Origin of the sequence: Streptococcus pacificus, from assembly GCF_016481305.1 — a bacterium.
Taxonomy (GTDB): domain Bacteria; phylum Bacillota; class Bacilli; order Lactobacillales; family Streptococcaceae; genus Streptococcus; species Streptococcus pacificus.
Genome location: NZ_JAENBO010000001.1, coordinates 278,179 through 291,191 on the forward strand (window position 1 = coordinate 278,179; position 13,013 = coordinate 291,191).

The following is a 13,013-nucleotide window of genomic DNA, read 5'->3' on the forward strand; positions in this document are numbered from 1 at the left end:
ACAATTGTCTTACTCTATTTTTGCGCTTTTATTTTTTAGAAAAACTACGTTTAATATTCTTAATAAATCCTAGGTCATCCGTTTGAAGGATAAGTCCTGAGTAGGATTTACCGATATAAATGATTAATCCAGCAGTTGAAATCACTAATATCATCAAAGAAATAATGCTTTCCATTGTTGATGCATAGCCATTGATTAATCTGATAGGCATAAAGAATGAAGATAAAAATGGAATATAAGACCCAATTTTTAAAAGAATCTGGTCAGAGCCTTGTTGTCCCAAAGATAATGCTCCAAAGAATCCGGCAATAACAAGATAGATAGCGGGTTGAACAGCTTTTGAAGCATCTTCTACACGAACAATCAGAGAGCCACAAAGTGCGGCTAGTATCACGTAAATAAAGATTCCTAAAACAGCAAATAAAACGATGGACCAATCAAGATGTCCAAAGACACTTGTTAGAAGAGGTTTAATATCTGCGACCATTTCTTTTGTCCCAGAAAACTGAGATAGGCCAAGATAGCTAAGATAACCACCAACTACATAGATACCGACATGAGTGATGATAACGCCTAAAAAGCCTATGATACGCCCGTAAAAGTAGAGGTTTGCTGGAATACTTGAAAAGATAACCTCCATAATTTTAGTGCCTTTTTCATTAGCAATTTCTTGAGCTGTCGTACTAGCATAAGTAATAATGATAATATACATCACCATGACTAGTCCAAAAAAGGCAATTTGCTTACCACTATTTTCCAGTTGTGCGCCTTCTTTAATGTCCTCTTGTAGCTGTGGTTCAGTGGCTAGAAGAGCCAGTTGTTCATCTGATAGTTGGGCGGTTACAATATTTTTGCTTTGTTGAAAGCTAGCTAGAAGTTGAGTAATAGAGCCTTTTTCAAAATCAGATAAAGGATTATTCCCATGATAAGTGGCCTTCACTTGTGGCTCACTTGTATCTACCTCTAAATAACCAGCAATGTCTTCATCATCCAATGCTTTTTGTGCTTTTTTGGTGTCAGTGTAATCATTAATATAATCTAACTGGCTAAGAAAGGGTTTTTCAATCGCTTTATCTTCAGTAACAATGGCAATTTGAGTTCCCCTCATTGCACTACTAGCACCGATATACCCCATAACTGAAGAAAAGATGATAAAGATAAAGGGTGAAATCACCATGAAAAAGAAGGCCCAGGATTTGACTTGTCTAAAATAAGATTCTTTAGCGACTAATAGTAATTGTTTCATAGTGCAACCCCCGATTTCATTTTAAAGATTTCATCAATAGTAGGAGCTTGTTGGTCAAATGTTGCCACATATTGTCCTTTGGTAATTAGTTGGAATAATTCTTGCCCAGCTTTTTCGTCATCTAAAACTAAACGCCATGTCCCTTGATTAGTATGATTAACAGAAACGACATGAGGTAAACCTTCCAATAGTTCTTTATCAAGATCATCAGAAACAAAGAGTCGTGTTTTACCAAATTGATTTCGAATGGACTGGATGCTACCGTTTAAAACAAGACTGCCTTCACTAATCATGATGAGTTCATCACATAATTCTTCAACATTTGTCATAACATGGTCAGAAAAAATAATACTTGCCCCGCGTTTTTTCTCTTCAAGAATGATTTTTTTAAGAAGAGCAGTATTAACTGGATCAAGTCCAGAAAAAGGCTCATCGAGGATAATGAAGTCGGGTTCATGAATTAAGGTGATAATCAATTGGATTTTTTGTTGATTTCCTTTAGACAAACTTTTAATTTTATCTGTTAGTTTTCCCTTAACTTCTAAACGTTCCATCCAAATTGGTAATTTCTTAGCAACATCTTTTGTTGACATACCTTTTAAAGTAGCTAAATAACGCACTTGCTCAAAGACAGTTAGCTTGGGCATTAGACTGCGTTCTTCTGGAAGATAGCCAATATGTTTATAATCTTTTGTTGTCAAGGGATGATTATCTAAATGGATTTTACCCTCATAAGTCACAAAATTTAAAATGGAATGAAAAAGTGTTGTTTTCCCTGACCCATTTTTACCAATCAAGCCACAAATAATACCAGAAGGGATATCAAATGAGATATCTTTTAAGACCTGGTTGTCACCATAGCTTTTGGATAACTGTGAAATTGAAATCATTTCTAATCCTCCTTTAATAAGGTTCTTATTAATCAGTGAAGCTAATTAAAAATGTATAGCTTACTTTACAAAATAAGTATAGTTCACTTTACATTTATTGTCAAGTCATTTTATTTTTTTTTCAAATTTTTTTATTTTGATATTCCCAATTGACGAAGATTTTGTTAGAATAGTTGTATTAAAAAAGAATAAAAACGTTTAACTTATTTATGCTGTGAATTGGCACAGCGTTTCTACAAGGCACCGTAATGTCTAACAATAAGTGGGCTTTGAGCTTGCTGAGATATTTCATTAACCAATGAAACTCACTAAGGCTGTAGACTCTTTTTGAGTACCTTCAGACCTTTAAGCAGGCTCTTTTTTTATCTAAAAAGGAGAAGAAATGAAATTACTAGAAGATCGTATCTTAACAGACGGTCACGTTATCGGAAAAGGTATTTTAAAAGTGGATAGTTTTCTGACTCACCAAGTGGATTATGAATTAATGGATCAGATTGGTAAACGTTTTGCTAAACACTATGAAAACTCAGGTATTACAAAGGTAGTGACGATTGAGGCTTCAGGAATTGTTCCAGCAATATATACTGCTCAAGCCCTTGGTGTTCCAATGATATTTGCAAAGAAAGCCAAAAACATTACTATGAATGAAGGTGTTTTAACGGCAGAAGTCTTTTCATTTACCAAACAAGTCAAGAGTACAGTATCAATTGCTAGTAAATTTTTAAATCCAGACGATGTTGTTTTAGTCATTGATGACTTTTTGGCACATGGTCAAGCAGCTAAGGGGCTTCTTAACATTATTGGACAAACAGGAGCAAGTGTTGCTGGGGTTGGCATTGTGATTGAAAAATCTTTCCAAGATGGTCGACAATTACTAGAAGATCTTGGAGTTCCTGTGACGTCTTTAGCGCGAATTAAAGCATTTGAAAATGGAAAAGTGATCTTTAAGGAGGCAGATATCTAAATGGAATTTAATGAACAAAAACATTCGCAAGCAGCGATTCTAGGGTTGCAGCACCTATTAGCCATGTACGCTGGATCGATTCTAGTACCCATCATGATTGCCAGTGCGTTAGGCTATTCATCAGAACAATTGACTTATCTTATTTCCACTGATATCTTTATGTGTGGTGTAGCGACGTTTCTCCAATTACAATTAAGAAAACAATTTGGTGTTGGTCTTCCAGTCGTTTTGGGCTGTGCCTTTCAATCAGTTGCGCCATTATCGATTATTGGTGCACAACAAGGTACCGGCTACATGTTTGGTGCCCTTATCGCTTCAGGAATTTATGTCATTCTTGTAGCGGGTATTTTCTCGAAAATTGCTAATTTCTTTCCACCAATTGTCACTGGTTCAGTCATTACGACGATTGGATTAACCTTGATACCAGTTGCAATGGGCAATATGGGTGATAATTCCCCTGAACCAACTGCTCAATCAATGATTTTAGCCTTGGTAACAATTGCCATTATTTTGGTGATTAATACTTTTGCTAAAGGGTTTATTAAATCCATCTCTATCTTAATCGGATTAATTGGTGGGACAATCATTGCAGCCTTTATGGGAATAGTTGATACTTCAGTAGTAGGACAGGCACCATTATTACATGTGCCTCAACCATTTTACTTTGGGGCACCACAATTTGAAATTACCTCAATCATTATGATGTGTATCATTGCTACTGTATCAATGGTTGAATCAACTGGGGTTTACTTGGCTCTTTCTGACTTAACCAATGATCAATTAGACAGCCAACGTTTAAGAAATGGTTACCGCTCTGAAGGATTTGCAGTTTTACTTGGTGGGATCTTCAATACTTTCCCTTATACTGGTTTTTCACAAAATGTTGGTTTAGTCCAATTATCAGGAATTAAAACGAGACGTCCTATTTATTACACTGCACTCTTTCTAGTGATTTTAGGGTTAGTGCCCAAATTTGGTGCTATGGCACAAATGATTCCAAGCCCCGTTCTTGGTGGTGCAATGTTAGTGTTGTTCGGCATGGTTGCCCTACAAGGGATGCAGATGCTAAATGCTGTTGATTTTAAAAATAATGAAAATAATTTTATTATTGCTGCCGTCTCCATCGCAGCAGGTGTTGGCTTTAACGGCACTAATATCTTTCATAGCTTACCCAATACCCTTCAAATGTTTTTAACCAATGGGATTGTGATTGTGACACTCTTTGCAGTGGTGTTAAATCTCCTCTTAAATGGGAAAAAACAAGACTAAATAATTCTTTTAATCAAGCTAAAAATAGTTTTTCAATTTTGAAAAGCTATTTTTTTGGTGTTTTGAAAGGCAATTCGTTGTTTTAAGATGGTAAAAAAAGTCACTTTTATTATGTTTTTTATTCTTAGACAGAAATAAAAAGAAAAAACGATAAAATTCCATTAAATCTGAGATTTAGTCTAGAAAAAAACAAGATAATATGTTAATATAACAATAATAAAACGCTTACAATTATTATTGTTAATAAGGACTATTATAAAGAAGGTTAAACATTAAAGGGAGGTTTTTATGGCGTTTAATAGACAATATAAAGGTGAGAGAAGTTTTCACTATTCCATTAGAAAAACATCTATTGGCGTAGGCTCAGTTGTTGTAGGAATGTTGCTGTTTGGAACATCACCACTAACCGTTTTAGCAGAAGAAAACCAAGACAATATGGTGATGACTAATGAAGTTGTTGGTGATCAGGAAAGAACAGTTGAAACAGGAATTGCAGCTGACAGCGAAAGTTCAAACGACACGACAAATTCCACAGAAGTAGCTTCTCATCAAGGGGTAACAGTTACTGAAGAGATTGACTCAGCTGATACTGAAATTCCAATGCTTTCAACAGCACTTGAAGATGGTGCCAACCCAAAAGAGTTAGTGAGTTCTGATAAGGAAGTTGCTCCTGATGGCACAATCGCTTTAGATAATCAATACACAGCAACACCAGATTTTTCTAAAGAAGCAGTAGATGCCGCTGTCACAGACCAAGCTTATCTTGAAAAAGAGTATGTTATTTATCCAACTCCTCAAAAAATAACATACGGTGATGGTCTTTTACGCTTGGACCAGACAGTTAATTTAGTCGTTGGTCAAGATGTTGATATCTACACCAGCAATCGTGCTAAAGAAATTCTTCAAGCTAACCAAATTTCTTATACAACATCAAGTGAAGTGGCTACAACAACACCAAATATCTTATTGGGTATTCGTGGGAAAGATACTTTAGCAAGTCAACACCAAGCATCGTCACAAATAGATTCAGCCTTATTTGACAAAATTGATGCCTATTCAATTGTCATCAAAGATAATACCATATCAGTCCTTGGTAAGGACACAGATGCTGTCTTTTATGGTTTAACTAGTTTGAAACATATGTTGAAAGATAGTGATGTGCCCGTTCTACGTGAACTCGTTGTTGAAGATTACGCTGATATTAAAAATCGTAGTTTCATTGAAGGTTATTACGGTAATCCTTGGTCAAATGAGGATCGTGCAGAATTGATGCGTTATGGTGGCGATCTTAAAATGACCCAATATGTTTTTGCACCAAAAGATGACCCTTATCATAATAGCAAGTGGAGAGAACTCTATCCAGATGATAAGCTCGAAGAAATCAAGATGTTGGCGCGTGTTGGGAACCAATCAAAAACTCGCTATGTTTGGACCATTCATCCATTCATGTCAAACCCTGTTCGTTTTGACAAAGATGGACAAGGCAATTACCGTTTCTACGAAGATGACCTAAAAATTATCAAAGCTAAATTCACACAACTATTAAACGTTGGTGTCAGAGAATTTGGTATCCTAGCTGATGATGCAGCCACTCCAGTTGGTGGTGCTGCTAGCTATAATAAATTAATGACTGACTTAACCCAGTGGTTAACAGAAAAACAAGCTGAATATACCGGATTAAGAAAAGAAATGATTTTTGTTCCTCATGAATATTGGGGTAACGGAACAGAAGCAGAACTACGTTCTTTAAATAATGGTTTACCAGAAACGTCTTCATTAACCTTGACAGGTGGACGTATTTGGGGACAAGTAACCAATCAGTTCCTTAATAATTTAAAAACAAACCTATCAGCAAACGGCGCCACTTATCGTCCTGTTCAACTCTGGATTAACTGGCCAACAACAGATAACTCTAAACAACACCTCATTTTAGGTGGTGGTGAGCAATTCTTACAACCAAATGTTGATCCAAGTCTTATTGCTGGGATTATGTTAAACCCAATGCAACAATCAGAACCTTCTAAGATTGCATTATTCTCAGCAGCAGAATACACATGGAAGATTTGGAAATCAGTGGCACAAGCAAAAAGCGTTAATGACATGGCCTTTAATTTTGCTGAAAATGGTACATTTAAACCATCTGAAACTGCTAACGCCTTTAGAGAATTAGGAAAACACATGATTAACCAAAATATGGATACTCGTGTTGTTAAACTAGAAGAGTCTGTTGAACTAGCACCAAAACTCACACGCTTTATCACTAAATTAAAAGCTGGCGAAGATATTTCAGCAGAAAGAGACGAATTACGTCAAGAATTTACTAAGTTAAAAACAGCAGCTGAAACATATAAAGCTAATGGTTATAGTCGTATGAAAGATCAGATTATCTACTGGTTAGATAATACTATCGATCAAATGAATGCCTTAGATAAATTGCTTACAGCTACTGAATACATTAAAACAGATAACACAACAGGACTCTGGGAAAATTATAAGGCTGGACTTGATTTTTATAACACTTCAAAAACTCATCGCTTCTGGTATGTTAGTGGTTATCAAAATGCAGAACTAGGTGTTCAGCATATTAGACCATTTATTTTGACACTTTTAGATGAATTATCAAAAGAAGTAGAAAATTCATTAGACCCTAGCCAAGTGCAACAATCATTTATTACAAATCGTGCGATTGCAAGTGGGGATCTCAATAGTATTTTAGATGGTGATTTATCGACTAAAATTCTTAGCACAACACCAAATAGTATTGCTGTTGGTGATTATGTTGGCCTTGAATTTAGTAAAGCTCAAGTGATTAAAAATCTTATCTTTGCTATGGGTACAAAAGAAAATCTTCGGGATACCTTTAGCCGTGCCAAAGTAGAATACCTTAATGAAACTGATGAATGGTTGACAATTGAAAAAGAAGGACTTGTTGGTAATGAACAACTTATCGAGTTTGACAACTTAGCAATTAATGCGAAAGCCGTTCGATTGATTGCTACTGCAGCTAAGGGGAATACTTGGCTAGGTGTGCGTGAGATTGCTGTTAATCGTCCATTAGAAGCAAGTAAAAATAATGCAGACCTAGAACTGACTGTGACACACAGTAACAATCTCATCTATAAAATTGGTAGAAATCAAAACTATATTTTAGATAACGATCCAAATACGGAAGCAATGCTTGCTAATGCCAATAATCAAGACAATACACCGCAAGGTGCATGGGTTCAAGTGAGTGTTGAAAAACCAACAGAGATTACCAAAGTGACGATTACACAAGGACAAGGTGATAAGATTGCTAGAGGAGTGATTGAGTACTCTGATGATCTTGTGACATGGCATAAACTAAGAGATGTCAATGGTGAGAGAAAAATTGAAATAAACACTGGCATTGTTGCAAAAGCTATTCGCATCACTAATCATCAGGCTATGAGCAAATGGTGGCGTATCTCACAATTTATGCTAGAAAGTCATTCAGGAACTCTTGAATATACTGACACCAATGTGGAGTCATTAAAAAATAGCAAGACTTACGTAGAAGATAATCAATACAAGCTTATTCTAGAAGGCCAACATCAACTAGCTGCTGGTGACTATGTTGGTTTGCGTTTAGAACGCCTTCATGAATTACAAGACATTGCCTTAGAAACACCTGCTGGCGAAACAATTAATACGCCGTTAAGTCTCCTTTATTCACCAAACAATGTTGAATGGTTTAGTAAAGAACAAATCACAGATCACAATCTAGTCAGATACCTTCGCCTGGTTAACCAAACGAATGACACACAATCACTGGAAGATTACCACTTGATTTTAGAAACAGTTGAAGTTTTACCTAATAGCTTAGAATCGACTACAATGGGAATTAATAGCTATTACGGAGCAAATGATGTTCGTAATATTAATAATCTATCAGATCTTTTTGATGGTAAATTGGATCGTCATGTAGAATTCAGCGATTTCCAAAGACGTGACGGTGAGGTTGTTATCAAACTTGGGACAACAAGAAACATTAAGAAGATAAGAGGCTATATCCAAGACGGTACTCAAAATTACTTGCGTGATGGTAAAATTCAAGTTAGTACAGATGGTACTAACTGGGTTGATGTGGTAACGATTGGTGATGGGATTACAAATCCTACCCGTGATAGTTCACTTGATGATGGATGGACCCATGATTCAGAAAATCCTGGCAATCGTTTCATCGAAGGAACTCTTGCATCACCAGTAGAAGCTAATTATCTAAGAATACTATTTACAGCTGATTATCTACAACGTTTCATGGCCTTTACTGAACTTGTGATTAACGATGGCGAATTTGTTAAAACAGTTAATGACCCAACGGTTGAAACCAAAAATAGTGAGACAAGTCAGTCGCTGGCCAATAATATTGTTGATGGTAAAATTTTGACAACCTATCATTTAGATAAAGAAGCAGGTAAGTTAATCTATCATCTTTCTGAAGAAACTAATCACAATCACATTACCATTCTTTCAACAGCCAGCTCAAAAGCTCCAATCATGGTACGTGCTAGAGTTGCTGAAAGTAGTAAGGACTATGATCAAAATGTCGCAAGTCATTGGATAACTCTTGGTAATCTACAATCAAGCTTTGCTAAGGTGATACTTCCAAGTAGTGTGAAACATCTTCTGGATCTGGAGTTGTCATGGGATAATCACCCAATTGACATTTATGAAGTGAAGACTTACTATGACACTGTTAAGAAGGAACAAATTGTTAAAAATGGTAAAGGTGTCTTTGTAGAAGATTTGCCAGAATTTACCGGAGTTCTTGAGGAAAAAGTACCAGATAATTTCCCTGTTAATGAATTACCAGAATCGGACTTTGTCCCAGATACAAAAGTACCAGAGACAGCTCCAAGCTATGAACTGCCTGAATCAGACTTCGTCCCAGAAACTAAAGTTCCTGATAACTACCCAAGTTATGAACTCCCTGATTCTGATTTTGTCCCAGAGACTAAAATTCCTGATACTTATCCAAACTATGATTTACCTGAAATGCCTGTACCATTAGAAAGCCAGGTTCCAAAAACTGCTCCTACGGTTGAAGAATTACCAAGTATTGTTTTTGAAACAGGCAAAGCGACAACTCATCAATTAGAAGAACTGACTTTCCTACAAGATTCTAAAGAGATAGTGGACGCCAAAACAGGTGTTCGTATCCAGTTGGAAAAAGGGGAATTAGCTCTTATCACTGGTGCAAAAGTTAATCACAAAGAAACCTTGGATAAAGAGACCCCTCAAGTTCTTAAAGGGCTTGACTATGATCTTTATGACATTGAATTATTAGATGATGCTGGTCAAGTTATTAGCCCATTAAAAGATAGTCTTGTCATTTTGCCGATAGATGAAGGCAAAGAAGTAGGTGAGGTGATTTATCTACCAAATAGTAATGAAGCTGAACGTTTAGCATTTACTTCAACGACATATACTGATGAAAAAGGCCAAAATCACACTGGAATTGTCTTTGTTGCCAAACATTTTAGTGAGTACGGTATTGTTTATAAAACACTTCAACACAAAAATGAATCCACTGCCAAAGATAACCAGAAAGAAAAAGTCCTTTTAATGACAGATAGTCCTTCAAATACAAGTAAAGAAATATTTGCAAAAGGAAATTCAAAAAATTCAAATGAATTACCAAAAACAGGGGATACTAATACATTAAGTGTTCTTGGAAGTCTCTCTTTACTTTCTGCTTTGAGCCTATATGGCTATGGTCAAAAGAAAAAAGAATTCGACTAATTGTTAGAGCGATAGCTATTGCTAGATAATTTAACGAGAGTATAGAGGTTGGATATCATATCCAACCTCTATCTTCTTTATTAGTAATTTGAACAAAGTCAATTAAAGTGATTGATCACGAAAGGTTATAACTAAAAATTATAGTACTATTAAAATAAAATAGTCTAAAAATGATTGTTTTTTTTATTTTTTAACTATATAATTTAATTAATTAGGATTGTTATAAATACATGAGAAATTGATTTATTATTGAATAATTTCTTAGTATTTTATTAACTGGTTATAAAATAATGTATCAAGAATTTTAAAAACAGTAACATCAATTTTGTTCATAAAAACTATTATATATAGTAAATATAAAATTAAACATTAAGGAGGCAGCTGATGAAATTTATTTTATTTAGTGCACGAGAAGATGAGAAGATAGCGTTAGAATCTTATCAACAAAAGCACCCAGAAATTGAGCTTGATATCTACACGGAATCAATTGATGGCAATACAATGTCTTACATTAAAAAAGGTTATGATGGGTTAATTGCATCACAAGTAAAAGCCATTCCTGAGGCAGCTTATCATTTGATGAAAGAATCAGGCATTAAAGTTTTTGCTACAAGATCTGCAGGTTATGACATGTATAACCTTAAACTGTTGAAAGAATTAGGTATTCGTTTAACTAGAGTACCAGTCTATTCACCATTTGCTATTGCTGAGTTTGCATTTACCAGCGCCATGTATTTTTCACGTGATTTTGATATCATACAAGCAAATGCTCAAAAAGGTGACTTCAGTTGGCAAAAATCAATTACAAGTACTGAAATTCGTCGCAAGACCGTGGGAATTCTTGGTACTGGGAATATTGGACGCATTACTGCCGAAATGTTCAAAGCAATGGGTGCAACAGTGATAGGATATGACCTTTATCCAAATAAAGAGTTGGAAAGCATTTTAACCTATGTTTCAAGCGTAGAAGAATTAGTTGAAAAATCAGATATCATTTCACTACATGCACCTGCAACTGAAGAAAATTACCACATGTTTGATGCTGAATTGTTTAAACGTGCTAAGAAAAATCTCATCTTAGTTAATGCAGCGCGTGGTAGTTTGATTGATACAGAAGCTCTTTTAGACGCTCTTGATAATAATCAATTACGCGCAGCAGCTATTGATACCTACGAATACGAAGGACCTTTTGTAAATCAAACTGTTTCTTTAGATGCTGTTGATGATAAAGTGTTCTTAAGACTCCTTAAACATCCAAAAGTTCTTTATTCACCACATGTGGCCTTCCATACTTATAACGCTATTGAAAACTTGGTTCACATAGCGATTGATGGCGCAAAAAGTATTCTTCTTGGTGAAGAAGTTGAAGAAGAAGTTAAACTTTAAACCAATGTCAAAAACTACCATTATAATCACTATCACGCAAGTGGTAGTGATTTTTTCTAACCAAAAGTGTTAATTAACAGATGCGATAAAATGACAGAAAAAAAGAAGTAGGATATAATGATAGGAGATTATTTTGAGGAGTTTTAAATGTTTGAACGATTAAAATTATGGTATTACAATCATAAAACCTGGATATATAATACTCAGTATATTTTATACTCGATTGTTTTAGTCACTATTGTTATGCTGATTGACTTAGGGTATTTTAATGTCAGAGATTATATACCAGCAATTTTCTATACGAAAGTCTCATTAGCCAAGACTATTTTAGCTACACTTGCTGGTGCACAATTGACCATCACAACCTTTACTTTTTCAACCATTTTATCAGTCATGTCAAATTACATGTCTAATTTTTCACCGCGCGTGGTAGAAAATTTTGTTGACACTAAGATTACGATGAAAGTATTAGGAATCTTCTTTGGTGGCTTTTTCTATAGTATTACGGCACTCGTTTTTATGCGTGATGTTTTGGAAAACCAGCAAGTTATAGCAGGTTTTGTCTCAGTGGTTTATGCCATTGTTTCTATGACTTATTTTATCATTTTTGTACAAAATGTTATTAGAAGCTCTAAAAGTGAAAATCTCTTATCTGATATCTATAATGAAACACTGTCAGTGATTGAAAAAGAACTGGATAAACGTGAGGAATACCAAGGTTTTTTCAGCGATGTTGAAACACAGTCTATGCAACTTTACCCTAATGATAATGGTTTTTTAAGTGTCATTAATTTTGGTGAAATTTCAGATTTATTAAAAGAAAATAGTGCTGAACTCATTGTTGATTGTAAAATTGGAGATTTTGTCAATGAAGAAAAACCACTCGCTCACATTAATAAGGCTGAAAGTACAACTTTTGATGATGATTTAATGTCAAAAATAGCCGATTGTTTCATCTTGTCTGAGAATAAAGTTTATGAAAATGATTATAGACATGGCATCGATAAAATTGAAGAAATAGCTGTTCGAGCGCTATCGCCAGGGGTTAATGATCCAAATACTGCCATCCAGTGTATCCATAAAATTAGTCTCTTATTAGTCCCCATATCAAAAACGGTCAATAATCATATTATTGTTCAAGAAAATAAGAATGCTAAAATTGCATATACTGCTTATACTTTTGAAGAAGACCTCTATCATTCTTTTAACCAGATTGTTAATTATGGCAAAGAAGACATTGACGTCATGTATACTGTTTTAGAGGGCCTTGAGACCCTTTACTATTCAGCAGTTGCAGCCAACAAAAAAGCTGTTCTTGATTTTGTCAAAGATATGTATGACCATATTATTCCAAGACCAAGTGGTCAACTCAATCAAGAACGCTTAGACTATATTTATCAAAGAATACTAACAAAAAGTCAAGAAATAAAAGAAGCTTAATTTCTTTATTTAATCAAAAGAGTCATAACAGTTCACATTGATACTAGTTAGGCAG

7 protein-coding genes and 1 riboswitch are annotated in these 13,013 nt (G+C 35.0%); of the genes, 5 read left to right on the top strand and 2 right to left on the bottom strand.

Features of this window, described 5'->3' with window-relative positions:
- Positions 1–28 precede the first annotated feature (28 nt).
- Positions 29–1,246 carry an ABC transporter permease gene (locus tag JHK62_RS01270; RefSeq protein WP_199574868.1) on the bottom strand — a complete coding sequence of 406 codons (1,218 nt, stop codon included), beginning with the start codon at positions 1,244–1,246 and terminating at the stop codon, positions 29–31.
- On the bottom strand, positions 1,243–2,136 hold the full coding sequence (locus tag JHK62_RS01275; RefSeq protein ID WP_199574869.1) for an ABC transporter ATP-binding protein: 894 nt from the start codon (positions 2,134–2,136) through the stop codon (positions 1,243–1,245). The genes JHK62_RS01270 and JHK62_RS01275 overlap by 4 nt, the downstream gene beginning before the upstream one ends.
- 183 nt (positions 2,137–2,319) lie before the next feature.
- Positions 2,320–2,415, top strand: a riboswitch (purine riboswitch).
- 103 nt (positions 2,416–2,518) lie between these two features.
- Between JHK62_RS01275 and JHK62_RS01280 the strand changes: the two genes are divergently transcribed.
- The 5 genes from JHK62_RS01280 (at position 2,519) to JHK62_RS01300 (ending at position 12,958) form a co-directional block, all read left to right on the top strand.
- Positions 2,519–3,100, top strand: a complete 582-nt coding sequence (locus JHK62_RS01280) for a xanthine phosphoribosyltransferase (RefSeq protein ID WP_199574870.1) — start codon at positions 2,519–2,521, stop codon at positions 3,098–3,100.
- Complete coding sequence (locus tag JHK62_RS01285) at positions 3,101–4,369, top strand: nucleobase:cation symporter-2 family protein (protein WP_199574871.1); 1,269 nt, start codon at positions 3,101–3,103, stop codon at positions 4,367–4,369.
- Between the two features lie 288 nt (positions 4,370–4,657).
- The gene (locus JHK62_RS01290; RefSeq protein ID WP_199574872.1) at positions 4,658–10,132 is read left to right on the top strand and encodes a beta-N-acetylglucosaminidase domain-containing protein; all 5,475 of its coding nucleotides are present in this window, start codon (positions 4,658–4,660) and stop codon (positions 10,130–10,132) included.
- 384 nt (positions 10,133–10,516) lie between these two features.
- A complete protein-coding gene (locus JHK62_RS01295) occupies positions 10,517–11,518 on the top strand; it encodes a D-2-hydroxyacid dehydrogenase (RefSeq protein WP_199574873.1) in 1,002 nt (333 codons plus the stop codon).
- Between the two features lie 147 nt (positions 11,519–11,665).
- Positions 11,666–12,958, top strand: coding sequence for a DUF2254 domain-containing protein (locus tag JHK62_RS01300; protein ID WP_199574874.1), 1,293 nt, complete (start codon positions 11,666–11,668; stop codon positions 12,956–12,958).
- Positions 12,959–13,013: the final 55 nt, after the last annotated feature.